The organism is Nocardia sp. CA-135953 (genome assembly GCF_050955735.1).
Lineage (GTDB): Bacteria > Actinomycetota > Actinomycetes > Mycobacteriales > Mycobacteriaceae > Nocardia.
Window position 1 is genome coordinate 1447373 of sequence record NZ_CP192082.1, and the last position, 23232, is coordinate 1470604.

At 65.5% G+C, this 23232-nt stretch carries 26 protein-coding genes; 13 read left to right on the forward strand and 13 right to left on the reverse strand.

Annotated features, from left to right (window positions below; translation table 11 throughout):
* Positions 1-9: 9 nt before the first annotated feature.
* On the reverse strand, positions 10-1053 hold the full coding sequence (locus tag ACQPXH_RS06530; protein WP_433601407.1) for a DUF2235 domain-containing protein: 1044 nt from the start codon (positions 1051-1053) through the stop codon (positions 10-12).
* Positions 1054-1603: 550 nt separating this feature from the next.
* Between ACQPXH_RS06530 and ACQPXH_RS06535 the strand changes: the two genes are divergently transcribed.
* The 3 genes from ACQPXH_RS06535 (at position 1604) to ACQPXH_RS06545 (ending at position 2899) form a co-directional block, all read left to right on the forward strand.
* The gene (locus ACQPXH_RS06535; protein WP_433601408.1) at positions 1604-2167 is read left to right on the forward strand and encodes a hypothetical protein; all 564 of its coding nucleotides are present in this window, start codon (positions 1604-1606) and stop codon (positions 2165-2167) included.
* 87 nt (positions 2168-2254) lie between these two features.
* Positions 2255-2596 (forward strand): hypothetical protein, encoded by a 342-nt coding sequence (locus tag ACQPXH_RS06540; RefSeq protein ID WP_433601409.1) that lies wholly within the window; start codon positions 2255-2257, stop codon positions 2594-2596.
* A 153-nt stretch (positions 2597-2749) separates the two neighbouring features.
* Positions 2750-2899: a hypothetical protein gene (locus ACQPXH_RS06545; RefSeq protein WP_433601410.1), complete on the forward strand. Its 150-nt coding sequence runs from the start codon at positions 2750-2752 to the stop codon at positions 2897-2899.
* A 287-nt stretch (positions 2900-3186) separates the two neighbouring features.
* Here ACQPXH_RS06545 and ACQPXH_RS06550 read toward each other — a convergent pair whose 3' ends face one another.
* Positions 3187-3366, reverse strand: a complete 180-nt coding sequence (locus tag ACQPXH_RS06550; RefSeq protein ID WP_433601411.1) for a hypothetical protein — start codon at positions 3364-3366, stop codon at positions 3187-3189.
* Here ACQPXH_RS06550 and ACQPXH_RS06555 point away from each other — a divergent pair.
* Positions 3365-3817 carry a hypothetical protein gene (locus ACQPXH_RS06555; protein WP_433601412.1) on the forward strand — a complete coding sequence of 151 codons (453 nt, stop codon included), beginning with the start codon at positions 3365-3367 and terminating at the stop codon, positions 3815-3817. The two genes, ACQPXH_RS06550 and ACQPXH_RS06555, sit on opposite strands and share 2 nt — an antisense overlap.
* 271 nt (positions 3818-4088) lie before the next feature.
* Here the strand turns inward: ACQPXH_RS06555 and ACQPXH_RS06560 are convergent, their stop codons facing one another.
* Positions 4089-4421, reverse strand: coding sequence for a hypothetical protein (locus ACQPXH_RS06560; RefSeq protein ID WP_433601413.1), 333 nt, complete (start codon positions 4419-4421; stop codon positions 4089-4091).
* Between the two features lie 412 nt (positions 4422-4833).
* Here ACQPXH_RS06560 and ACQPXH_RS06565 point away from each other — a divergent pair, with 412 nt between their 5' ends.
* Genes ACQPXH_RS06565 through ACQPXH_RS06575 form a run of 3 tightly spaced genes read left to right on the forward strand, consistent with a single transcriptional unit; the run spans position 4834 to position 8245 of the window.
* Positions 4834-5883 (forward strand): helix-turn-helix domain-containing protein, encoded by a 1050-nt coding sequence (locus ACQPXH_RS06565; protein ID WP_433601414.1) that lies wholly within the window; start codon positions 4834-4836, stop codon positions 5881-5883.
* Entirely contained in the window at positions 5880-7319 is a 1440-nt protein-coding gene (locus ACQPXH_RS06570) for a pyridoxal phosphate-dependent aminotransferase (protein WP_433601415.1), read from the forward strand. The genes ACQPXH_RS06565 and ACQPXH_RS06570 overlap by 4 nt, the downstream gene beginning before the upstream one ends.
* Positions 7316-8245 (forward strand): hypothetical protein, encoded by a 930-nt coding sequence (locus tag ACQPXH_RS06575; protein ID WP_433601416.1) that lies wholly within the window; start codon positions 7316-7318, stop codon positions 8243-8245. The genes ACQPXH_RS06570 and ACQPXH_RS06575 overlap by 4 nt, the downstream gene beginning before the upstream one ends.
* Here ACQPXH_RS06575 and ACQPXH_RS06580 read toward each other — a convergent pair.
* The 4 genes from ACQPXH_RS06580 to ACQPXH_RS06595 form a co-directional block, all read right to left on the reverse strand.
* Entirely contained in the window at positions 8229-8378 is a 150-nt protein-coding gene (locus tag ACQPXH_RS06580; protein WP_433601417.1) for a hypothetical protein, read from the reverse strand. The two genes, ACQPXH_RS06575 and ACQPXH_RS06580, sit on opposite strands and share 17 nt — an antisense overlap.
* A 102-nt stretch (positions 8379-8480) precedes the next feature.
* Entirely contained in the window at positions 8481-9632 is a 1152-nt protein-coding gene (locus tag ACQPXH_RS06585) for a permease (RefSeq protein ID WP_433601418.1), read from the reverse strand.
* A gap of 32 nt (positions 9633-9664) precedes the next feature.
* Complete coding sequence (locus ACQPXH_RS06590) at positions 9665-10789, reverse strand: metallophosphoesterase (RefSeq protein ID WP_433601419.1); 1125 nt, start codon at positions 10787-10789, stop codon at positions 9665-9667.
* Between the two features lie 116 nt (positions 10790-10905).
* Positions 10906-11826: an esterase/lipase family protein gene (locus ACQPXH_RS06595; protein ID WP_433601420.1), complete on the reverse strand. Its 921-nt coding sequence runs from the start codon at positions 11824-11826 to the stop codon at positions 10906-10908.
* Between the two features lie 182 nt (positions 11827-12008).
* Here ACQPXH_RS06595 and ACQPXH_RS06600 point away from each other — a divergent pair, with 182 nt between their 5' ends.
* Both ACQPXH_RS06600 and ACQPXH_RS06605 read left to right on the forward strand, forming a co-directional pair.
* Positions 12009-13232, forward strand: coding sequence for a lipase family protein (locus ACQPXH_RS06600; RefSeq protein WP_433601421.1), 1224 nt, complete (start codon positions 12009-12011; stop codon positions 13230-13232).
* Between the two features lie 115 nt (positions 13233-13347).
* Complete coding sequence (locus ACQPXH_RS06605; RefSeq protein WP_433601422.1) at positions 13348-15369, forward strand: ArnT family glycosyltransferase; 2022 nt, start codon at positions 13348-13350, stop codon at positions 15367-15369.
* Positions 15370-15568: 199 nt separating this feature from the next.
* On the opposite strand, the gene ACQPXH_RS06610 is transcribed toward ACQPXH_RS06605, so the two are convergent.
* Together ACQPXH_RS06610 and ACQPXH_RS06615 are read right to left on the reverse strand one after the other, a co-directional pair.
* Positions 15569-16012, reverse strand: a complete 444-nt coding sequence (locus ACQPXH_RS06610; protein WP_433601423.1) for a hypothetical protein — start codon at positions 16010-16012, stop codon at positions 15569-15571.
* Positions 16013-16021: 9 nt separating this feature from the next.
* Entirely contained in the window at positions 16022-16684 is a 663-nt protein-coding gene (locus ACQPXH_RS06615; protein ID WP_433601424.1) for a DJ-1/PfpI family protein, read from the reverse strand.
* 178 nt (positions 16685-16862) lie between these two features.
* Here ACQPXH_RS06615 and ACQPXH_RS06620 point away from each other — a divergent pair, with 178 nt between their 5' ends.
* Complete coding sequence (locus tag ACQPXH_RS06620) at positions 16863-17807, forward strand: GlxA family transcriptional regulator (RefSeq protein ID WP_433603334.1); 945 nt, start codon at positions 16863-16865, stop codon at positions 17805-17807.
* Between the two features lie 133 nt (positions 17808-17940).
* Positions 17941-18273, forward strand: coding sequence for a hypothetical protein (locus tag ACQPXH_RS06625; RefSeq protein ID WP_433601425.1), 333 nt, complete (start codon positions 17941-17943; stop codon positions 18271-18273).
* Between the two features lie 92 nt (positions 18274-18365).
* Here ACQPXH_RS06625 and ACQPXH_RS06630 read toward each other — a convergent pair whose 3' ends face one another.
* The 4 genes from ACQPXH_RS06630 to ACQPXH_RS06645 form a co-directional block, all read right to left on the reverse strand.
* Positions 18366-18908 carry a hypothetical protein gene (locus tag ACQPXH_RS06630; RefSeq protein ID WP_433601426.1) on the reverse strand — a complete coding sequence of 181 codons (543 nt, stop codon included), beginning with the start codon at positions 18906-18908 and terminating at the stop codon, positions 18366-18368.
* 219 nt (positions 18909-19127) lie between these two features.
* On the reverse strand, positions 19128-19778 hold the full coding sequence (locus tag ACQPXH_RS06635; RefSeq protein WP_433601427.1) for a DUF305 domain-containing protein: 651 nt from the start codon (positions 19776-19778) through the stop codon (positions 19128-19130).
* A gap of 80 nt (positions 19779-19858) precedes the next feature.
* Positions 19859-20263 carry a DUF6153 family protein gene (locus tag ACQPXH_RS06640; protein ID WP_433601428.1) on the reverse strand — a complete coding sequence of 135 codons (405 nt, stop codon included), beginning with the start codon at positions 20261-20263 and terminating at the stop codon, positions 19859-19861.
* 65 nt (positions 20264-20328) lie between these two features.
* On the reverse strand, positions 20329-20907 hold the full coding sequence (locus ACQPXH_RS06645) for an AMIN-like domain-containing (lipo)protein (protein WP_433601429.1): 579 nt from the start codon (positions 20905-20907) through the stop codon (positions 20329-20331).
* A gap of 128 nt (positions 20908-21035) precedes the next feature.
* Between ACQPXH_RS06645 and ACQPXH_RS06650 the strand changes: the two genes are divergently transcribed.
* On the forward strand, positions 21036-22184 hold the full coding sequence (locus ACQPXH_RS06650; protein ID WP_433601430.1) for a methyltransferase: 1149 nt from the start codon (positions 21036-21038) through the stop codon (positions 22182-22184).
* Positions 22185-22378: 194 nt separating this feature from the next.
* Positions 22379-23224, forward strand: a complete 846-nt coding sequence (locus tag ACQPXH_RS06655; protein WP_387296224.1) for a Bax inhibitor-1/YccA family protein — start codon at positions 22379-22381, stop codon at positions 23222-23224.
* Positions 23225-23232: the final 8 nt, after the last annotated feature.

Genomic DNA, 23232 nt, shown 5'->3' on the forward strand with positions numbered 1-23232 from the left:
TCCCGTACTCTACTGAATTCGCAGTTTCGTCCATTGCTCGTCTTCCCACATGACATCCCGGGGGATTCGTTTTCCATACGCTGTGTCGATCTCGCACCGTGACCGCACGCTCGCGTGCACCCGAGCACCCGCCGGAACCCGCCGTCGGCGGTAGGTGAGCAGGGCCCAGATCCAGCCCATCCGGTGCACGCTGCCGTTCGCATGCTCGGGGCTTATCGCGCAGGTGTCCAGGTACGCACCGGCGCGCAGCAGCAATCCGGCCTCGAACGCACCGTCGGTGATCCACTTGAGCGCGATTTCGGCCAGCTTCGGATCGTCCTCGAAGGTCCCGCCGACATCGGAGTGGACACCGGCGAACCATGCCTCGGTCAGCACCGGCCGGTTCCCCTTCGGAGTGACCAGATATTCCTCGTACGGACGGCGCTTCTCATCGATCGAAACGGCGTGGTGTGCCTTCGCCACATTGGGCACCTGCCTGGTGAAGGGCCATTTCAGTGCCCAGCGCAGCAGGCCGGCCGCCTTGACCGTGTCCCACACGCCGAGGAATTCGATGGGAATCGAGAAGTCGCCGTCCGCGGATTTCGAGCAGAAGGTGCGCGCGTATCGGCGCAGTTCCGGCCAGTTCGTGGTCTTGCGGGTGTAGGCGCTGACGACGTACTGGACGAGATTCTCACTACCCGGACGGAGGAGGCCGGGCTCGTGCAGTAATCCGGCCAGCGCTCGCGCGGTATACGCGCCGCGGCTGAATCCGAATATGAACACGCGATCGCCCGGCTGCCAGTGCTCTATCAGATAGGAGTAGGCCTCGGCGAGATTCGAACGCAGCCCGCTGCCGACCGCCGAGCCGAGCACTCGCGAGAACCACCGGGCCGGTGGCGACCATGCGCCCTGAGCGCTGAAAGTACCGACACCCGGGTCGTAGTAGGCGATCTGTTTCGCGGCATCGCTCAGGTCCAGCATCTCGAACAGGCGAACCACATTGGTGCTGCCGGTGGCGCGGAGCTGATTGCCTGTTCCGTCGAGACAGATGACGATGTTCTTACCGGTGGACACGCAACGAGTGTGGGCCCGTCGAGCCGCGAAATATCGAGTAGTGCGGTACCCGAATTCGCCTCGATCGGCGATCGATTTTCCGCGTTCGGTAGCGCTGTGGCCGGGCGCCTATCGGCAGCCCGGCCCTCTCGTGTCCGCTGCCGTCGCGGGCGCTATCTGGACAGTTCCGTTTCGCCGCGGACGACATGCGACCCTGCGAGCTCGACCTACCGGCTTCCCCGACGCCGCCGCCCGCCTGGCCTGCGAACTGGTGAACGTCGTCGACGGCGGCGACCACAGCATCCTGACCGGCCGAGTGCACTCGACCGACGTCAGCAATCGAATGCCTTTTGTCCAGTGGACCAGGCTGTTCAATCAGCCGACCCCCGGTCATCGAGATGGCGGGCACTTAGATCTGCGCCACGTCCGGGGTCGAGGCTCGGTGGTTCCCGCTTCTTCTATCAATTGTGTGGAAGCTCCTGCGGTACTCCTGGGCTTCGGCAATGATGAGACCCGTTGGTATTGGAGTTCTTCCCAGCAACACCCACACTTTCTGGAAGGGAGCTCGAATATGGCAGCACAGGACGTAGCGGAAAAGCGGTCGGTGGAAGGCGTCCACGCCGGCGACGAGATCGATGTGGCCAGGCGGGATGCGGAAATGGCGCAGATCCAGTGCCAGGCCTTCTGCAATGAGGCGCGCACAGACGCGCAGAACGCCCGCCAGGCCGCGAGCCAGGCTGCGGCTCTGGCGCGTCAGGTGCAGGGGCAGTCGCGGCAGGTGAACAATCAGGCCCAGATCGCGCACCAGAGCGCGATCCAGGCGGTTCAGCAGTCGCAGCAGGCTCGTCATCAGGCGCAGCAGGCCACACATCAGGCGCAGCAGGCCCAGAGTGAGGCGGATCGGGCGCAGAGCCAGGCGCAGCAGGCCGAAAGTCTGGCGCAGCAAGCTCAAGGGGAGGCCAATCAGCTGCAGCAGCGGGCGGTCGGTGCGCAAGGCCAGGCCGATGAGGCCACCCAGTTGGCGCAGCGGGCCGAGGATCTGGCGGCGCGGGCGGAGGACCGGGCCAATCAGGCCGACATGCAGCTGAACCATCTGCGGCAGCAGGCCAGGCATCTGCAGATGCTCAGCCGCTGACCAGGTGTAGACCCAGGTAATACCGGCGACCGGCCACACCGAGCAAGTGGTGTGGCCGGTCCCCCCGGCTCACCTACACTGGCCCGCATGTCTGTGCCACGGATGCTCGCATTGTCCGCGTTCGCCCTGCTCACGCCCCTCGCGGGCGCGGCGTGCTCGTCCGAAGGGGCCGGGTACAAGTCCGAGTGTCAGGTCAGCGGTTGTACGGTCACCTTCACGCGTGGCGTGAATGCCAAGGCCAGTGTGCTCGGCATCGAAGCGGAACTCGTTGCGGTGAAGGGCAATACGGCCACGCTGAAGGTGGCCGGTCAGCAGGTCGATATTCCGGTCGGGCAGACCCAGTCCACCAACGGTTTCAGCGCGACGGTGCAAGACGTCACCGATGACAAGGTCGTGGTTCGGATCAATACCGGCGTCAACGGCAATTGATCCTCAGCCGCTGGTGACTTCGCCGATCGCTTGATCGAGGATGGGAAGGCCGAGGGCTGGTTCGTCCTCGGTGTCGACGCTCTGCGGTAGCGGCAGATTTCGCCGGACAGATCTGGGATCGCGGAAGCGGACTATCGTCGAACCATGGGCGTTATGGGTGAACTGTTCCCCGGGCAGAAGCTGGCCGATGAGGGCAGCGAGGACAGCGACGGTCAGGTGCACCGACCGAGCGTCGAGATCGATCTCGACGCCGGCGTGGTGCGGCTCGGTCTTGCCGCGAAGACGACTCAGGAAGCCGAATAGGACTGTGCCGCAGGTCAATTCCGCGTCGGCAACTCGCATCGGCCCGGCCCGCGGACCTCGGCTCCGCCGATGGTTCGAATGACCGGTTCCCCAACCACCGCCGACTTGCGTTCCCACTGGAGGTGAGTCGCGTCACTGCTCGACACCTAAGCTGAGTTCATGGAGCAGAACTCCCCCCGAGCCATCACATCTCGACGCGGGATCGCTCTGCCGGGACCGACGCAAGGCCGCGCCGCGGAGTTGTCCGATCTCCGGGCGCGGCTGGGACCGCTCCGATCTCACTGGGGCTACATGTTGGCGATGGTCGGTGGTGCCACCACCTTCATCCTGATGTTCCAATCGTGGATCACCGCACAGGGGCCGGACGGCAGGGTCGCCGCCAACGCGTTCGGCCGGCTCGAAATAACCACGAACGCGATGAACGTCTGGTCGAAAGCGGCGCCGAAAACCCCGCCGGTCACCGGCATGTGGGCCATCCTCGCCAGCGCCGCCATCATCGCCGCGCTCTGTGCCATCGTGCTGAATATCCGCCTTCGCAACGAACTGCTCGCCCGCCTTACGGCGATTTCGCTGGCGTGTGCCGCACTTTTTGTCATCCTGTGCTTGATCTACCTCAATGGCAAAGGTGCCGAACTCAAGGCGATGACCGGTCGCACCTATGATCTGGGCGGTCAGATCGGACAGATATTGAACTGGGCTACCGGTCGAGGCAAACTGGCCATTCCGGGCACCAGTACCGCCAGCTACGCATCCGCCAGCCTTACCCACTGGGGATTTCTCGCCGTGGTGACCTCGCTCGGTTCGACCATGGCGGCCATCGCACAATGGCTGCTCCTGCGTAGTGCGACCGACAATCCGGTGCGCCTGTCGTGGCGGATGCCCATTGTCGTTTCCCGAGCACCGTCGAACCCCGACTGACGCAATTCGCTGACGGGCGAATGCCTTCCGCAGCGCCGCCGCCGCGTCGAGTCGGGCGCGCAAGCTGTCGTCGAAGGGATCCGGACGAATTCGTGGCCATCTGCACCCACCAACCGCTGGTCGAATGCCCCGACTTCACGCGGGTGTTCGGTTCGGTGCCGTAGTCTTCGGCGTTCCGGCTCGTGAAACAGGGCCCGGCGAGCGGTGCTCGCCGGACCCTGTTTCGGCGCGACGTCAGGTGGCGCCGACCCCTCCGCGGCGCCAACTGCCGTTACGCGGCCGGTGTGGTCGGTACCGCGATGCGGCAGTTGGCGCCGGCTTGCCGCCGGTCTCGTTCGACGATGCGGGCGTGCAGCAGCACGACCGCCTGAGCCAATTCGAGGCCGAGATCAGCGGCCCGGATGGCGGCAATCTCCATGGCGAGCACGTAGTCTTCGGGATCCGGATCGCTCAGGGTCTCGTCGAGCACCATGCCGGTCATGGCCTGCTCCCGTGTCAGCGGTCGGCCGGGCAGCCAGCTCAGGACCCAGCCGCTGCCGGTGTAGCGGGCGGTTTCGGGGGTGATGTCGCTGGTGATCAACCAGTCGGTAAGCCTCAATGTCATGACCCCTCCCTTGGTCGATCGAAACCATCTGTCCCAGAGCGAGCCCGAATCAGATGTGATGCTGACAACAATGCTATGGATCGCCACGTGTGGATGTCAACTAAGCATAAAAGCTATCTGAAGATATTTCTCAATCAATATTGCTTGGACATAAGCAAATTCGGCCATGTATATCTGTAATCCCCTCCGTGAGAGCAGCTTTGAGTACCGCTACGCGCGTTAGAGGTCGTAGATATCGGAGTGGTCTTGCGCAATATCCGCCCGCCCGTGCGGTTTCCAGCGATCGACCAGAAAACTTTCATCGTCGCTATCGCGGCCTCGCGGCGTAACGTAGCTATGATGACGTCGGATGACACATCGTGAGCATTGAAAAATCCGAGCAAGAATCCGAGCATAGGGATGGAGGCGCCGCATGGCTGGCTCAGGGCCGGACGATGAGCAGGTCGGGGATCTGGTCCGTCGGCTCCGCACGGAACGCGGGTTCACCCAGGCCGCACTCGCGGCCAAGACAGGTTGTTCGCGCAGCCTGATCCAGCAGATCGAGAACGGGACTCGGGTGCCACCGCTACCGCTGCGCGAACGTCTCAGCCTGGCGCTCGGCCAGGAATTGCCCTCGACCGACGGTATCGCGGACGATCTCGCCGGCGGCGGATATCACGATCTGCGCATGCGCTTCAATGTCCTGCTCGGCAAGGACCCTGAACTCGTCGAGCGGGCGCTCGGCATCGCGGGCAGCCTGATCGATGCGACCTCCGCGCGCGAGGAGATCGAACCGCTGCGCATGATCGCGGATCGACAGCTGGAGCGGGCCGAGGAAATCCTGGCGCAGATCCCCTCGCGCAGCGCGACCGTCTGGGAATGGAATACCGTCAGCGACTGGTTGATGATCCTCGAGCAGGCCAAGGCATCGGTCCGTGCGATCCACACCGCTGATCTGGGCACCATCGGCGGCGATGTGGGCGACGACTATCACGCCGCGATTCTGCGCCTGGCCGATACGACCCATCCGCCCCGAATCGATGTGCGACGCATGTATGTCCTCGACACGATCGAGGATGTGTGGCCCTACGACGACAAATTGTGGAAACAGGCGCGTGCCGGGGTGGAGAGCGTGCTGGTCAAGCGCGAGCACGCGCGCAATGCGCAGAGCATGCTCATCGTCGACGAAAAGTACGTCGCCGTGGGTGAATACGACTATTCCCGGCAGGCGCGCGTGGCTACTCGGTTCTCGGCGTTGAAGCACGATGTCGCATTCGCGGTGCGCCGGTTCGAGCGTCTCTATGAGCTCAAGGCCGCCGGTTCGGGCATTGTCGTCAACGATATCGTCGCGGCACCGGAACTGGCCGGCTACGAGCGCCTCACCGAGGGCGATTGCCGCGGTCTGTTCCGTGCGGCGCTGGAACAGAGTTGGCGCGAGATGACCGCGCCCGGGGAGCCGTCTTTCGAAAGTGAGGTGTCGTGACTCGGCAGGCTGACAACGATCGGCTGCCTTGGCGGACACCGGCACCCAGTCTCGCCGCTCGCACCAATCGCTCCGAGGAGCGCAAGCGGGAAGTGCGTCGGCATCTGGGTGTGCGGCCGCAGTTCGCGGGGACGGGCGACCGGACGTATTCGGATGTCCTGGACGCCTACCACGGCGAGACCGGTCTACCGCTGGCCGAAAGTGCCATCGCCGCACTGGATCTGGCATGGCGCGAACTGATGCATACCCGACCCCCGGACGAATACGCAGACGGCACGCTGTATCACAAGCGACAGCCGCTGGTATTGCGAGAGTTGGCGGCGCACAAGCTGTTCGGGCGATTGACCGAGCCGGTCGACGGGATACCCGGAGTCCGGGTGTCTCCGGAGGAGGTTATTGTCTGCCCGTACTCGAGCACCATGCTGCTGGAGGAGGCGGTCGCGACGCTGGCCCGCCCCGGTGGTGTGATCGTGTATCCGGAAGGCCTGTACAAGAGCTCGGGCATTCACGTAGAGAAGTACGGTCTGCGGATGGAGGCCTGCCCGGTCTCGCCGGACGACTCCTTCAAGATCGATCCGGACCTGCTTGCGTCGTGCCTGGACTACTTCGCCGACCGTGACGAACTGTGTGGCGTACTGCTCACGCTGCCCGGAAATCCGGTGTTCACCGACTATTCGGCCGAGGAGTTTCTGGCGATCGGCCGGGTGCTTGTTGCCAGTGGGGTACCCGTCATCTGCGATATGGCCTTCGATTGCATGGTGGAACAGCACATTCCGATCGCCGCGGTGCAGATCACGACCGACGGCGGTACGCGTCGGCTGTACGACCAGGTGTTGACCATTACCGGGAACTCCAAGGGCTATAACGCCTTCGGACCGTGCAAGCTGGGCGCGGCCTGCTCGGGTGATGCCGAATGGCTGGCCAGGATTCGCGAGCGGCTGACCATTTCGTTCCAGCGTGAGTCGACGCATCTGGCGCGGGCGATTGTCGAGCACACGCCCGAGAGTTACTTCGCGCAGAACCGCGTGCGGATGCTCGATCAGCTGGATCGCGCGCACGGCCACATCGATGCGATCAACGCTCGTTTCAATGCGAAACTCATTCGGCCGCTGGGCAGTCGGCAGGGCATGTTCCTCACCGTGGTCTTCGATGATGCGGTCCTCGACCAGGCAGGCGTCGAAACCAGTGCGGAGATAGAGGATCTGCTGCTCGCCGGTGCTGGAATCGACAGTGTCGCGCTGGATCGGACCGGCTCCGAGCGACTCGGTGTCCGATTCAATGTGCTCGCGCCGCGCAAGGCGCCAGGGCACGAGTCGGCGGATCTGGTCGACGAATTGTTCGACCGACTCGAACAGCTCCTGTATGAGATCCGGAATGGGCTGAGCTATCCCAAAGTGCTGGCCGGGTGCGGTCTGCCGGTCATCGGACAACAATGATTGTCGGAGTTCTACGGGAGACCGCTGCTGAGGAGCGGCGCGTCGCGCTGATACCGGACGATGTGCGGGGGCTGGCGGGCGTGCGGGTCATTGTGGAGCACGATGCGGGGCGGTCTGTCGGGTTCGACGACGCGGACTACGTGGCGGCCGGGGCTCAGGTGGGCGAGCGTGCGGAGATCTTCGCACGTTGTGATGTCGTCGTGTGGGTGAAACCTCCGGCATACCAGCTCGATTCGGTGCGGCCGGGTACGACCCTCATCGGATTCCAGGACCCGCTGCATCGCCACGACGTGATCGCGGAGCTGCGCGCACGCGGCATCGAATCCGTCGGTTATGAAACCGTTCCGCACTCCCGCCCCGATATCGATGCACTCTCCGCGATGAGCCGGATAGCGGGCGAAGTCGCCTACGAGCAAGGGCGACAACTCCTTTCGACCGAGGGGCCGGTGCGCGCCCTGATCCTCGGCTGCGGTCAGGCCGGACTCGCCGCCATCGCCACGGCGGCCGCCCACGGCGACGAGCCGACCGCATCGGGCAACCGCGAGGAACAGGAGTCCACCGCAATCCGGCACGGCGCCAAGGCATTCCTGCCGAATCCGGACGGGCTTCTCACCCACCTCGCCGCCGACCCGCCCGCCCTCATCATCTGCGCCGCCGTGCACCGCGGCTCCCGCGGCCCTCTGCTGCTGGACGCCATCGCACTCGACACACTCCACACCGGGACGGTGATCGTCGACCTCGTCGCTAAATCCGGCGGCAATTGCGTTGCCACCGTCCCGGATCGCACCGTAACCCTCCCGAACGGCGTCATCGTCACGCATCGGTCCAACTATCCGACCCTGCGTCCGGTGGAAGCGAGTCACGCGTACAGCGCCGCCACCGGCGCCTTGCTGAAAAGTCGTACTGCGTTCAGCACGGAATGGTGATCGGGTCGGTGCATTTGGCCGCCGCGTCGACGAGTGAGCACGGCTGGGGTGCCCGAGTCGGACGTTGGTCGCCGGTGATCGCGGTGTAGACGGCGTTGTGCGCCTGGGCGAGTCGGTCCTGCATACCGGGCATATCGGTGGCCTGGAGTCCGCCGAAGGCGATCCGTGATTCGTGCCTGAACTGGCCGATGGCAAATCGGGGTCCCTCACCTCGAACATGCCTGGCGCCGCTACGTCAGTGATCGTGCTCGGTCTCGGGAGAGCCGCCCATCATGCGCAGCATCGGGATTCCGCCGGTGCGTACGAAGATCGTGACCAAGGCTGCGGCTAGGACGAGGAAGGCGATATTGAGCCAGGTGGTGTAGTTCCACCGGATTCCTTCCGCCATCACCATTGCGTTGCGCTCGGCCGGGATGAGATTTGTTGCGCCGAAGAGAATTTCGACGACATAACCGGCGCCGACCATGGCGGTGTAGAAAGTGCCGAGCAGGATGAGGGTCATGCAGGTGCCGTAGTACTTGCGGTAGATATTGAGGATCGGGAGGATCAGCAGATCGGCGTAGATGAAGGCGATCACGCCGCCGAAGCTGATGCCACCGTTCCACAGCACCGCGGCCAGCGGGACATTGCCGATCGAGCAGACGAAGGACCCGATCGCCACCAGCGGCCCGACGATCGGGCCCCAAATGGCCGACAGCAGTGGATGATCGGTGAGGAAGAAGTTCTGCCAGAAGGTCTCCGGCACCCATGCGCCGATCGCGCCCGCGATCAGCAGCCCGATGACGAGATCGCGCAGAATCGCGGCCCATTCCATCACGAAAACATGGGAGACCGCGGTGAGCCCCGGCCGCGACAGCAGCCTTCGCATGAAGGAGCCTTCGGCGACGACCGCCATATCCATGGCGGCATGGCCTTCCATCGATCCGGCGAGTCCACGGTCGGCTTGGCGACGGGCCTCCTCGACGAGCTTGGACCGCACGAACAATCGGAACAGCACCGCGAGCAGCACGATCATAATGGGCCCGCCGACGAATTCGGCCGCGGTGAACTGCCAGCCCATCAGCAGCGCCAGGATGACGCCGAGTTCGATGACGAGATTGGTCGAACCGATTTCGAACGCCATCGCGGCGGTGAAATTCGCCCCCTTGCGGAACAGCGAACGAGCCAGTGCCACAGCTGCATACGAGCACGACGAGGAGGCCGCACCGAGCCCGGCGGCAATGGCGAGGGTGCGCGGCCGATCATCGCCCATCAGCCGCAGAATGGTCGACTTGCGCACCACCGCCTGCACGACGGCCGACAGCGCGAAGCCGAGAACAAGAGCCCAGAGGATCTCCCAGGTCATCGACCCGGCCAGGGATAGCGCGTGCCAGATAGCGTCCACCACGCGAACCTATACCCCCACGGGGCAAGTCTCGTTCATGCGCTGCGCAAGACGAGGACGGTGACTTCGCTGGGTGCGAAGACCCGGAATTGCGGACCCCAGAACCCGGTGCCACGGCTGGCGTAGAGCTGGGTGTGCTCGCCGTGGCGGCTGAGACCGGCGACCACGGGTTGTTCGAGGCGGACCAGATAATGGAACGGCCAGATCTGGCCGCCGTGGGTGTGACCGGAGATCTGCAGCGCCACCCCGGCCGCGGCGGCCTCGATGACCTGCCTGGGTTGATGGGCCAGCAGGACGACCGGTGCGTCCGGGTCCGCGCCCGCGAGGGCGGCCGGGAGGTCGGGCCCGTGCCCGGGCAGGCCGACGCCGGTGGGGTCGTCGATGCCGGCGAGCACCAGCCGGTCACCGCCGCGGGTGATCGTCTCGTGTCGGTTGTGCAGCGGCTGCCAGCCGATCGAGGTCATATGCTCGATCCAGCCCGCCGCGTCCCCGAAGTATTCGTGATTGCCGGTGATGTAGAACCTGCCCAGCGGAGCCTCGATCTTGCCGAGCGGATCGACCTGCGGATGCCGCTTCTCGACCGAGCCATCCGCGAGATCGCCTGCGTGGCAAGCGATATCGGGCTGCTGGGCGTTCACCACATCGACGACCTTTTCCGACCACCGCAACCGGTCCAATGCGGCGTAGTGGGTATCGGTGATGACCACCATGCGCAGCCCGTCGAGCGCCGGTCCGAGTCCGCGGATCGCGACATCCAGGGTGCGCACCCGAGGCACCCGGCGCGCCTCGATCACACCCGAGACCGACAGCGCGGCGGCGATCACGAATACCCCGGCGGCGACGATCCTGGATCGCGCCGGATCGTCCACCCCGCTCACGGCCAAGCCGAGCCCGACCACATTGCCGATCACCGACCAGCTGAAGACCACCCACATCAGCCCGAGCAGTGTGTCGCCGACGATGGACGCCGCATCGTGCTGTTTCGGACCATGACCGAGAAACATCGCCGCGGGCAGGCAAACGAAACCGGCGAGGAAAACCGCCGAGCCGAGCCAGAACAGCGCCCCGTCGGTTGTAGCGCCGACCAAGGTCCACCACGGCACGATGAACAGCAGGGCGGGAATCGCCAGAAATAGGACGATACGCGGAACGTATTTCACGAAAGTTCATTCCTCGCGTGGACGGTGCGGCGCACGGTCCCACCACCGGAGCACCATGGGCGTTATCGACGATAACAGCGTTGACGCAAGTGCGTCGCACCTGCAATTCGCGCACGTCAGCCCTGGCAGGCGGGACCGCTGTACGCCGGATCGAGGGCCTTCTGCACGAAGTAGCCGACGGTGGGGGATTCCGGCAGCGCGCCATGGTCGAACTCGTCGTCCGGGCACAGATCCTGCACCCAGACATTGTCGACGGTGGCCCCGATTCCGGCTTTGAGAAAGGTGGTCTCGGGCGGCGTGACGACCCGATCGACACGGCTGGCGATAACCGTGTACTCGACTCCCGGCTCGGTATCGCCCCCCGCATTGAGGCTGCGCAGGAATTCACTATCGATCAGCTGTTGCGCCGCGGCCGTGCCCAGGTATCTCGCGATCAGGTCGAGGATCGGTGCCTGCGCACTTCCGGTCGGCAGCAGAAAGCCGAGCCCTTCGGCAGTGGTGCCGTGATTGGTCGCCGCGATGGTGACCAGATGGTCCACCTTGTTATCTGCCGGATTCTGCTGATTCGCACCGCCGTCGAACCGCATGAATTGCCGCACCAGCGGACCGCCCTGGGAATGCGCGACGATATCCACCTTCGGTGTACCGGTGGCCGCTCGCACCTCGTCGACGAATCGCGCGATTTCCCTGGCCGAGTTGCGCATATCCGCGGTGCCGTAGACCCCGGGTTGTGCACCTCGCATACTGGAGATCGCGCGCCCGTAACTCAGCGAGAATACGCAGTAGCCCTGCGCTTTCAGCTGCGGTGCGAGCACATCCCACGAGTTCTGATTCCCCCATGTGCCGTGAACCAGGACAACGGGTTGTGGATGCGCCGCCGACGGGCGGCAGGTCCAATCGTTCGCACCGGCCGGTGGCACGCTTCCGTCCGGATGTGCATCGTCGGCGTGCGCCGGGGTGCACAAGCCGAACAGTGTGCCGATGAGTACCGCGGGCACGATAATCGGTAGGAGAATACGCGAACTTTTCGCAAACACCGCAAACGCTCCTTCGCTCACAAATCGGGACCTGCAAACGAAACACGCCATCGGCTCGGTGATCTGGGCCGAAACGGCTGACAATTGCCTGGTTAATAACATGCCAGCGAATGTGGAGCAAATATGCTCGGTCGGCTGGCGAGTCGCGGAAATAGAAGTCGGCGGGTGTCACGATGGTCCGTGTGGTTGTTCGAGAGGAACCCGAATTCATGCGCAGCACACCGCGTTCGGTAATCGCACTGCTCGCCGCGACACTGCTCGTAACCCCTGCCTGCGGGTCCGATAATGCACCGGCGGCGGTACGCGGCGAAGTTGTCAGCAGCACGCCGGTCACGCGGCTGTCGGCGGAACAGACAACGACCTATCTGGCCAGCGCGAATATCGGCACCCCCGCGCGCAATGGCGTCGACGCCTATCGTGTCGTCTACCGAACCGTCACTGCGGAGGGTGCTCCGACCACGGCGAGCGGCCTTGTCGTGCTGCCGCGCACCGAGTCTCGACGGCTGCGCGTCGTCACGTATGAGCACGGCACGTTGGTGCTGAAAAGCGATGCGCCCTCGGTGAACGACACGCGTGCCGATCGGGCCCGCACCATCATGTTCGCCGCGGCGGGCTATGCGGCCGTCGCGCCCGACTACCTCGGCCTCGGCGAAGGCCCGGGCGCGCATCCCTACACTCATGCGCCCTCGGAGGTCAGCGCCTCGGTCGATCTGCTGCGCGCCGCCCGCACCATGGCCGCCGGACAGCAGCACGACCTCGACGCCGATGTCCTGGTCACCGGTTTCTCCCAGGGCGGCCAGGCCGCGACGGCACTGGGCAGAGCGCTACAGGGCGGTGACGCCCCCGGCTTCGGGCTGGCCGCCCTGGCGCCGATCAGCGGCCCCTACGACGTTCAGCACGTCGAGACACCCGGCGCCATCGAGGGCCGGGTCCTCCCGGCGGTCGCGGTCTTCTATCTCGCCTACTGGATCACCGCGATGAACCGGATCTACCACCTCTACGACCGGCCTGCCGACGCCTTCCAGGAACCGATTGCCGATCGCATCGAACAACTCTTCGACGGACAGCAGAACGAGATCACCATCGGCACCGCCCTCCCCGTGCGTCCCGAACTCTTGCTGACGCCGAAGTTCCTTGCCCTGGCGCAAGATCCGACCGGAACCGCGCGCGAAGCGGTGGCCGCCAGCGACGGCACCTGCGACTGGACGCCGCGCGTTCCGGTGCACCTATACGCCGCCGCCGGCGATCGAAATGTGCTCTACGCCAATGCCGAACACTGTCTGCAAGCCATGCGCACCGACCAGGCCACCCTCACCGATCTCGGCGATATCGACCACTCCGCCACCGCGCGCGTCGCGCTCCCGCAGATCCTCGACTGGTTCCAACGCGAAATTCCGGCGACCTGAACAGCTACCGCACCCAGCGGTCCAAATCCCATGGTCACAGGGTTGGGGGCAGGCTCACAGCGGACTGACAGGAAACGCAAAGGGGGTCCACCGGGACGGCTGTGATACTCCCCAGGTGACAGTGACCAGTGCTCCGGCGTCCCTGCCCGAAACGACCCCACCCGATACGACGCCACCCCATACGATCCCGCCCGCGCCCGCGACAGCGTTGCCGCCGATCAGACGATGGGAGCGCATCGGGCTGGCGGTGCTGCTGATCGCGACCGCGGTGGCCTATCTGTGGAATATCACCGTCAATGCCATGGGTAACAGCTTCTATGCCGCGGCGGCCTGGTCGGGCTCGCTGGACTGGAAGGCGCTGCTGTTCGGCTCGCTGGATCCCGGGAACTTCATCACGGTCGACAAGCCGCCGGTATCGCAGTGGGTAATGGGACTTTCCGGTCAGCTGTTCGGTTTCAGCAGTGCGAGCATGCTGATACCGCAGGCTCTCATGGCCGTCGCGACGGTCGCTCTGATGTACGGCGCGGTGACCAGAGCGGCGCAGAGCCGTGGCGCGGGACTGCTCGCCGGCGCCGTCTTCGCGGTCACACCGGTGGTGGCGTTGATGTTCCGGTTCAACAATCCCGATGCGGTGATGGTCCTGCTGATGACGGCGGGTGCTTACTGCACGATCCGAGCGCTGCGGCAGGCGAGTGTGCGGTGGCTGATGCTGGCCGGTGTCGCGCTCGGCTTCGCATTCCTGGCGAAGATGCTCGAGGGATTGATGGTTTTGCCCGCATTGGGCATCGCCTATCTGATCGTCGCGCCGACCGAGTTGCGTACGCGGCTGTGGCATCTGCTGGCCGCGGCGGGCGCGCTGGTCCTCTCCTCCGGCTGGTACGTGGTGCTGACCATCCTGTGGCCGGAATCCTCGCGGCCGTATCTGGCCGGATCCACGAATAACACCTTCATGGATCTAGTGCTCGGCTACAACGGCTTCGCCCGTTTCCTCGGGCGCAACCACAAGGGCGGCAACCGCTTCGAGCTGCCACCCGGCTACGAAATGCCGCACAATGCCGGAGGCGGGCAGGGCTTCGGCGGGTTCGGTTCGGGTCCGAACCGGCTGTTCACCGGCGAAATCGCCTACGAGATCTCCTGGTTGCTGCCCGCGGCGATCCTCGCCGTCGTCTTGGTACTCGCATCCCGGTGGCGCGCACCACGCACCGATCTGGTTCGTGGCGCGGCATTGACCTTCGGCCTGTGGCTGATCATCGACGGCATCGCCTTCTCGACCATGAAGGGCGGCATGCACGCCTACTACACCTTGGCGATCGGGCCCGCCGTGGCGGGAATGTTCGCACTCGGTGTGCACGAAATGTGGCGTCGCCGCGCCGACGCATTCGGTCGAATCGGATCCGCCGCACTCATTCTCACCGCTGGTGTGTGGGCATTCGTTGTCCTGCAGCGGAATTCGGATTGGCAGCCATGGCTGCGCTGGACGATCATCGTGATCTCGGTGCTCGCTGCGATCGGTCTGCTCATCGCATCGCTTCCGGCGGCCGGACGACGTCGGGTGCGGGACCGGGTGACCTCCGTGCTGGTTGTCGCGGGCGTCATCGCCGGTCTCGGTGGTTCGACGGCATACGCGGTGACGACGCTGCCGCAGTCGCATACCGGCGGCGGCCCGACGGTCGGTCCGGCCAAGGCACGCAAGCCCGATTCCCAACAGCAATCCCAGGTGGGCCGGATCATGGGCGGTAACTTCGCGGAACCGCAAGTGGTGAACATGCTGAGCGACACCACGACCCGCTGGTCGGCGGCCGTGGACCGCTCCTCGACCGCGGCCACCCTCGAATTGGCCAGCCGCACAGCGGTTATCGCGATCGGCGGCTTCACCTCCGAGGATCCGGTGCCCACCCTCGATCAGTTCCAGGAAATGGTACGCACCCGCCAGGTCCGCTATTACCTGGCACAGGAAGTGCAACTGCCCGAATCCTGGCGCGTGCGCAGCCAGGGTGATGCCACGACACCGGCCCCGGAAGACGAGCCGTGGCGACCCATCGGCCACAAGGACATCGGCGACTGGGTCGTCGCGCACTACCAGGCCGTCCACATCGGCAATGTCGCGGTCTACGACCTGGCCGCGACACCGAACTGAGGGTGCCCGCCGGAAACCGCCGCGCCCACGGGCCGGCGGGGTTTCGATCAGCGTCTCGAACGATCGGCTTGCGCGAATTACGCGAGGTGAACATTGTCGAGACTGATTCGAACGGGTATCGCCGCGCTCGCCGAATCCGGCACTGTCACTGGAAAGGTCGTACCCGTACCGGAAACACACTGCCGCACTGAATCTTTGGTCACGCCCCGGTCGTCGAGCCGGGGCGGACGATCATCAGGACGGTGACCACGGCCCACAGGAGGTTGAAGATGCCGGTGAGCATGGCCAATTGGGCGGTGGCGGGGACGGTCTGCGGCAAGGCGGCGAGGATACGGGATTGGTCGGGCAGGATCGCCAGCGCGAGGATTCCGGCGGCCACGCCGGTCAGGGCAATGGATACGGTGAGCCAGATATCGCTGAGGACACCGAGGCCGGCGGCGGTGGCCAGCCCGAAGACCGGAACGGCGAGGCCGATGGTGGCGTAGACGCGGCAGATGCGGTGCAGGTTGCGTGCGATGGCCAAGCGGTGTGGGTCGGTCTGGACCTGGCGGACGGTGGCCGGGAACATGCTGGCCGCCACCGTTACCGGGCCGATGGCGATAATTGCCGCCAGGACATGCAGGGAGAGTAGAAGTTTCGTCACGGGCGGCGCTCAGATGGCGATGGCGGGGATGTGGCCCGTATTCCGCCAGACCGTGCCGCGGCGCTCGTGGGCGATGAGCTTCTCCACCGCATTCGCGATGCGCGGCCCGAATTCGCGTTCCACCAAATACAGGCCGAGGTCGAGGCCGGACGTGACGCTGGCCCCAGAGATCAGATCGGCGTCGTCGACCACGCGGGCATCGATGGCATCGACGCCCGTGGCCGCGAGGGTGTCCATTGCGAGGCGATGTGTTGTCGCGGAACGCCCTTTGATCAGGCCCGCCATTGCGAGGAGCAGTGACCCGCCGCATACCGTGGCGACGGTCGTATCCGTGCGCTCGACTGCTGCTCGCAGTAGGGCGGGCAGATCGGTACCGAGGCTGCGGGCGAGGATCATCGGAATGGTGTCCGGCCGTTGATCATTCGGCCCATCGGGCAGCCTGCCTGCCGCGCCGGGGACCACGACGAGGTCCGCACGATGCGGATCCAAGCGGGCGGTGGCTGCGAGCGAGATCGCGGGGATGCCGCTCGGCACCTGGCGCGCGCCCTCGGCGGAGACCAATTCGATCCTCGATTCGCGGTCGGTGAGGAGACGTCCGGCATCGAGCACCTCGAACGGTGCGATGACATCCAGCGGATCGAATCCGTCGAATAATACGAACTGGGCGAGCACCGTGTCAGCTCCTTCATCTTGTCGGTGCTGCCGACGGTAATGATCGCCGAGCGGTGCGGGAACTGGCGGAATTGCCATATGTCAACGGATTCTAGCCAGCTGCTCTGATCTGCAAGGATTGGAAATGCTGCAGGTCACATCCATTGGCTGGAACCTCGCGATCGCCTACGGTAGCCGCATGCATACCGTGGCCGTGCTCGCGCTGGACCAGGTCCTGCCCTTCGACCTGTCCACGCCGATCGAATCCTTCACCCGTGGCCGCCTACCCGACGGCCGCCCCGCCTACCGGGTTCGCGTCTGCGCGGCCACGCCGACGGTCGAGACCGAACTGTTCACCATCAAGGCGCGTTGGGGGCTGGAGGCTTTGGCCGAGGCCGACACGATCGTGCTTCCCGGCTGCGCGGACCCCACTGTCGCGGTCCCGGACGATGTCATCGAGGCACTGCGCGCGGCGGCGGCCAACGGCACCCGCATCGCCTCGATCTGCGTCGGCGCGTTCATCCTCGCCGCCACCGGTCTGCTCGACGGGCTGCGTGCCACCACACACTGGATCGCCGCCCCGGCCCTCGCCGCCCGCTATCCGGCCATCGATGTCGACCCCGATGTGCTCTACGTCGACAACGGACAATTCCTCACCTCCGCCGGTGCGGCCGCCGGAATCGACCTGTGCCTGCACATGATTCGCCGCGATCACGGTTCCGCGGTGGCCGCCGACGCCGCCCGCCTCGCGGTCATGCCATTGGAACGCGAAGGGGGACAGGCGCAATTCATCGTGCACGACCAGCCGCCGACCCCGCAGGGTGCGTCGATGGAACCGCTGCTGCGCTGGCTGGAGGAGCACGCCGCGAACGCGCTCACCCTGGAAGATGTTGCGGCCCAGGCGGGTGTGAGTTCACGTACCCTCAACCGCCGATTCCGCGAACAGACCGGCACCACACCGCTGCAGTGGCTGCACCGCGCCCGCATCCGCCAGGCCCAATACCTGCTCGAAGCCACCGACCATCCGGTCGACCGCATCGCCACCCAGGTCGGCTTCGGTTCGCCCACCGCCTTCCGCGACCGCTTCAAACGGGTGGTCGGCACCAGCCCGCACACCTACCGCACCGCCTTCCGGAGTCGCTGACCTCATGAGGTTGCCATCCGTCTGCTCCTGCCGTCGGCCAGCCCGCCTGCCTGTTTCGGATCGTCACATCGGGGGCACCTAATAGGCATCAGGCATAAGCACCCAGCCTGACAGCGAAATGTGAGGTACCACCATGACAGCGGAAGGGCCGTGGGAGATTCCCCCGCTCGACGACGCTCCGGATATTGCCCGCGCGACCGAGCCGCCGCCGGGAATCACCTTGGCGGACGCCAGAAATTGGCCCGGGTTCGTCCTGCTGATCATCGGCGGACTCGTCGCCATCGTCGCCGCGGTGATCGGGGCGGTCGGCTTTCCGGGCACCGCGTTCATCTTCGCGCTCGTCGCCATCGCCGCCTCGCTGACCGGTATCGCCCTCGTGCTCTTCGAGCGGCGCGGCCGCCGTCCACAGCCGCGCGCCCCGGAGCAGCCCACCCCCTGGCAGCCGACCGTCCCGCCCGGTGCTTGATTCATCCCCGGCGCAGGGCCTTCGCAACCATGGCCGCCGTCGGCATCTTGCTGCTCGCACCGACAGCGTGAGTGGAAGTGAATTAGACTGCGTCAGTAGGCTTTACAGGCGTCTTCGGCGACATTCTTGGTGGCGTTGAACTTATCGATCGCGGCATTGAGAGTATCGGTCGGCGCGCGCCGGTCGAGGGTGTCGGCCAGGGCGTTGGTGTCGTCGCGGTAGCTGCGCAGCGGGCCGGCGACGGCCAACGGCACATCGGAGGTCACCTTCGAGTCGATGGTCCGGGCGTTATTGCGCAGCGCGGTGACGGCGTCATCGGCCTTGGCGTTGGTCTCCGGGTCGTTGACGCCTTTGCTGTTGCTCGCGTCGATGTAGTCGTTGAAGGTGTGGATCGAGCTGGTGTTCGCGCTGGTGAAGGTGTCGCAGGCGGTGCCGGCCGCACGCTGTGCCGCCGCCGCGCGGGAGGAGGATGCGGCCACCGACGACGCCGTGACCTCGGAGGCGTAAGCGGCCAGTTCGGTCTGGTTGACCTGCGCGCTGCCGTTGATCTGCTTCGAGCACGCGCCGATGGTCAGGACTCCCACCGCCGTCGCTGCTGCCGCGGCGACGAGGCCCGTCCGCTCTAGTCGTCGCATGTCGGTTCCCCTCTTCCCCTCCGAACATCCGGCCGCTGGAGGCGCGTAGGAAGCCGGACGTAAAGACCGTACTTGTTCGCGACCGTCGACGTCAGCCGACCGAACCGATATCGATGACCAACCGATACCGAACGGCCGAGAAAGCACTGGTCAGGAACCGCATGGCCGGTGCGGAGCACACCGGAACGTGAGGCTCGATGTGTGCTCCGCGACACGATGTCAGCGCTGGCCGAGCAGCCCGCGCATGGTGCCGATTTCGGCCTGCTGGGCGGCGACGATGGCGGTGGCGAGAGCCTTCGCGTCCGGATTGACGCCGCCGGCGAGTTCGGTGTTCGCCATCGTGATCGCGCCGGTGTGGTGCTCGATCATCAGCTCCAGCCACTGCCGGTCGAAGTCGGCGCCGGAAGCCGCTGCCAGCGCGTTCATCTGCTCGTTCGACATCATGCCCGGCATTGTCGTGCCGGGCATGTTCATGGTGGTCGTCATCTCCGTGTTGTGCCCGCCATGGCCGGAGCTGGTGGGCGCGGGCTTGCCGAAGCTCTCCAGCAATGCGGTGATCTGCTCCATCTCCGGTGACTGTGCCTTCTCGATATCCGCGGCGAGCGCACGCACCTGCTCGTTCTGGGTGCGGCTCGGCACCAGCCGCGCCATCTCGACCGCCTGCGCGTGGTGCGGGTACATCATCTGCAGGAAGGTCACGTCCGCGTCGTTGAAATCGGTTCGGGCAGCGGGCTTTCCGGAGCTCGCCGACGCGGAGCCGTGATCCATACCCGGCATGGAGTCGTCATTGCCACAACCTCCGGTGAAAAGCGCTGCGGCGGTGGTCGTCGCGGCGATGGCGACGGTGATTCGGCTACGGGTGCTGAACATGTCTGTGCTCCTGAGGAATTGGAATGAACGGTTTCGGGCAGGTCGCAGCCGCGTCCGTGGTACGGGCGCGGCGGGGTCTGTCAGATCCGCAGAATCGACAATTCGGCCAGGGACAGCACGGTCCACGGTGGTGCGCGTTCGCGTATCGGCCGCCAGTGGCGCGGTTCCGACATACCGCCACCCGGTCGATCGAAGGTGATCCAGTAGAGCAGGACGAGCATCAGGGCGACCGCGACGGCGGTCAGGATGAAAACGCAGGCGTGCATGCCGCCGTGTGCGTGGCCGCAACCGTCATCGGTGCAGTCCGGTTCGGCGGCAGCGTTGTGGTCGACGGGCAGCGCCATGGTCGCCATCGTGTGGTGATCATGGGCTGGAGCGACCGCGAAAACTCCGGCGTGCATGGCGACAATGCCTGCGAGCAGCACCGATACGCCGAGCACCCGGACGAGTCCGGTGGTGCGCGAAGGCGGCTGCGGTTCGACCACAGCGTCATTCTAGAGAGCCCCCCGCCTCGCCCCCGCTGATACCCCCTGGCCGTATCGGGCACCGACTAGGCGTTCGCGATATCGATGACCAGCCGAGTGGGATTGGTCAGGGTGCTGACCTCGAAGGCCGGGCGATCGGTATTCACCCCGATGAACGATTGGGTGGTGCCCTCGAAGACCCCGCTCCGGTACACCCCCGCGACTACCGGCGCACTGGGATCGGTGGCCGGATCGGGGCCCGAATACGGCGTCACACCATTGTCGAACGGATACGCCGACCCGGTGATCTGCACCTCCAGAATCGAGCGGCCCGCGACATCGACTACCTTGCCGCTGGCGTCCTGGATGGCCTGCTCGGTGTATTGCACGATCCAGCCGGGCGTGCCCGCGCCGCCGAGTTCGTAGACCACGCGATCGAAGCCCGCATGGTGCCCGATCCGGATGCCGGACACGGTCAAGCCCGCGTCGGTGGACGGAGTCCCGCGCTTGGGTCCCGCATCGCGCGGTGCGGTGTCGGGCGCATCGGTGAATGTGCCGGTCGTGATCGGCGCGGTGGTCGTGGTGTTCGAGCTGGACCCGCCGTCGCCGCAGCCGACGAGCACCGCCGCCGCGGCGGCGACCAACAGCACCATCCTGTTACGCATGTGGCTGATGGTATTAGCCGCGGTTCGTGCCGTCGGGGATTTGCGATGACCCGGTGTTCGGCACCGGAGTGTCGCCGACATGCCGGGGTGGACGCGATCCATCGGCAACGATCTAGCACACTTGAGGTGTGGGAGATGTCGAGGACGTACTTGGCCGGCTGCGGCGGTACCCGGATGTGGAGGCGCTCAACCTCTACGCCGTCGATGCCGCCGACCGGCTGATTCTCGACGTCGCCGCCGATGCCATCGATGCCGCTGGCAGCGGCCGGATCGCGGTGATCGGCGACGCCTACGGCGCGCTCACCCTCGGCGCGATCGCCGGACACCATCTGCGCGATATCCGTGTCCATCAGGACCTGCTCACCGGTGAACTCGCGTTGGCCAACAATGCGCGCGCGCTCGGTCTCGCGGATCGCTATACCGCACACCCGCTTTCCAGAGAATTGCTCGCCGACGCCGAGGTCGTGCTGCTGCGACTACCCCGCATGCTCGCCGGACTGACCGAGGTCGCCGACGCCATCGCCCGCTACGCGGATCCGGAGGTGACCGTAATCGCGGGCGGACGCGACAAATATCTGACCAAGTCCATGAACGATGTACTGGCCGAATCGTTCTTGCGGGTGCGTGCGAGCCGGGGTCGGCAGAAGTCCCGCACGCTATTGGTGAGCGGGCCGAAACCCGTTGCCGCGCCGCCGTTTCCGGTGCGCGAGCGGATCGACGATATCGATATCGACGTGGTCGCGCACGGCGCGGTGTTCTCCGGCGCCGAATTGGATATCGGAACCCGATTCCTGTTGCAGCACTTCAAGTGGATGAAGCCCGATGCCCGCGATGCCATCGATCTCGGTTGCGGCACCGGCATTCTGGCCGTCGCGCTGGCCAAGGCGCGGCCCGGCATCCGGGTGGTCGGCACCGATCAGTCGGCCGCCGCGGTGGCGTCGGCGCGGGCGACCGCGGCGGTCAACGAGGTCGCCGATCGGGTGACCGTGGTACGCGACGACGCCATGTCCCGCGCCGCCGACAACAGCGCCGATCTGGTGCTGTGCAATCCGCCGTTCCATGTCGGCGCCGCCGTGCACACCGGATCGGCGATCAAGATGTTCGCCGAAACCGGTCGGGTGCTGCGTCCCGGCGGCGAACTGTGGACGGTTTACAACTCACATCTGAACTATCGCGGCGTGGTTCAGCGGATGGTCGGCCAGACCGAGGTGATCGGCCGCAATCGGAAATTCACGGTGACGCGATCCGTGCGTGGACTGCGCGACGTTCAGCGGTAGTAGAGTCCGAATTGTCCGTACCGAAGGGTCGCTCGGGAACTCGGCCGGGTCGATACACGTTGGACAACCTAGTTGGATATCGAGCGACCGGCTCGCATGAGGCGGCTCGGGACTGATCTTTTCGAGCGACCTGCGAGCAGTCGCTAGCGGCCGGCCACGGCGACGTGAGCCACAACTCCAGAAAGGCATCGACGTTGCGTACCACTAGCAATCCGGTTTTCAGACAGCTGCCTCGGCAAGAGGGCAGTGGCTATGCCAACTTCGGATCAGGGGTGGCGGGCGCGGGCCAGATGACCCAGCAGGCCGGTCAGTACCCGCAGTACCCGCAGTATCAACAGGCCCCGGCCACCCGGGCCATGACCATCGACGATGTGGTCACAAAGACCGCCATCACCCTCGGTGTGCTCGCGCTCTCGGCGATCATCTCCTACGGCCTGACCAACGCGAACACCTCGCTGGCGCCGCTGTTCGTCATCGGCGGTGGTCTGATCGGCTTCGTGCTGGTGCTGGTCGCGACCTTCGCCAGGAAGATGGACAACCCGGTCGTCGTGCTCTCGTACGCGGTCTTCGAGGGTCTGTTCGTCGGCGCGCTGTCGTTCATGTTCACCAATATCGAATTCGGCGGCGTCGGCGGCAGTGCCATGATCGCGCAGGCGGTGCTCGGCACCTTCGGCGTGTTCGCTGGCATGCTCGTGGTCTACAAGACCGGCGCGATCCGCGTGACCCCGCGCTTCACCCGAATGATCTTCGGCGCGATGATCGGCATCTTGGTTCTGATCGTCGGCAACCTGATCGCCAGCTTCTTCATCGACGGCGGCCTCGGCCTGCGTGACGGCGGCCCGCTCGCCATCGTCTTCAGCCTGGTCGTGATCGCGGTCGCCGCCTTCAGCTTCCTGCTCGACTTCGACGCCGCCGACCAACTCATCCGCGCCCAGGCCCCGGAGAAGGCCGCCTGGGGCGTGGCCCTCGGCCTGACCGTAACCCTGGTCTGGCTCTACATCGAAATCCTGCGCCTGCTGAGCTACTTCAACAACGACTAGTCCACCGA

Bases quoted from the DNA above. Each gene is read 5' to 3' on its own strand.
- ACQPXH_RS06630 (WP_433601426.1), bottom strand. From the start codon at position 18,908: ATGCGACGACTAGAGCGGACGGGCCTCGTCGCCGCGGCAGCAGCGACG.
- ACQPXH_RS06635 (WP_433601427.1), bottom strand. From the start codon at position 19,778: ATGTTCAGCACCCGTAGCCGAATCACCGTCGCCATCGCCGCGACGACC.
- ACQPXH_RS06540 (WP_433601409.1), top strand. From the start codon at position 2,255: ATGTCTGTGCCACGGATGCTCGCATTGTCCGCGTTCGCCCTGCTCACG.
- ACQPXH_RS06645 (WP_433601429.1), bottom strand. From the start codon at position 20,907: ATGCGTAACAGGATGGTGCTGTTGGTCGCCGCCGCGGCGGCGGTGCTC.
- ACQPXH_RS06625 (WP_433601425.1), top strand. From the start codon at position 17,941: ATGACAGCGGAAGGGCCGTGGGAGATTCCCCCGCTCGACGACGCTCCG.
- ACQPXH_RS06580 (WP_433601417.1), bottom strand. From the start codon at position 8,378: ATGCCCGGTATGCAGGACCGACTCGCCCAGGCGCACAACGCCGTCTAC.
- ACQPXH_RS06545 (WP_433601410.1), top strand. From the start codon at position 2,750: ATGGGTGAACTGTTCCCCGGGCAGAAGCTGGCCGATGAGGGCAGCGAG.
- ACQPXH_RS06565 (WP_433601414.1), top strand. From the start codon at position 4,834: ATGGCTGGCTCAGGGCCGGACGATGAGCAGGTCGGGGATCTGGTCCGT.
- ACQPXH_RS06560 (WP_433601413.1), bottom strand. From the start codon at position 4,421: ATGACATTGAGGCTTACCGACTGGTTGATCACCAGCGACATCACCCCC.
- ACQPXH_RS06575 (WP_433601416.1), top strand. From the start codon at position 7,316: ATGATTGTCGGAGTTCTACGGGAGACCGCTGCTGAGGAGCGGCGCGTC.
- ACQPXH_RS06620 (WP_433603334.1), top strand. From the start codon at position 16,863: ATGCATACCGTGGCCGTGCTCGCGCTGGACCAGGTCCTGCCCTTCGAC.
- ACQPXH_RS06550 (WP_433601411.1), bottom strand. From the start codon at position 3,366: ATGCCGGTGACCGGCGGGGTTTTCGGCGCCGCTTTCGACCAGACGTTC.
- ACQPXH_RS06555 (WP_433601412.1), top strand. From the start codon at position 3,365: ATGTGGGCCATCCTCGCCAGCGCCGCCATCATCGCCGCGCTCTGTGCC.
- ACQPXH_RS06535 (WP_433601408.1), top strand. From the start codon at position 1,604: ATGGCAGCACAGGACGTAGCGGAAAAGCGGTCGGTGGAAGGCGTCCAC.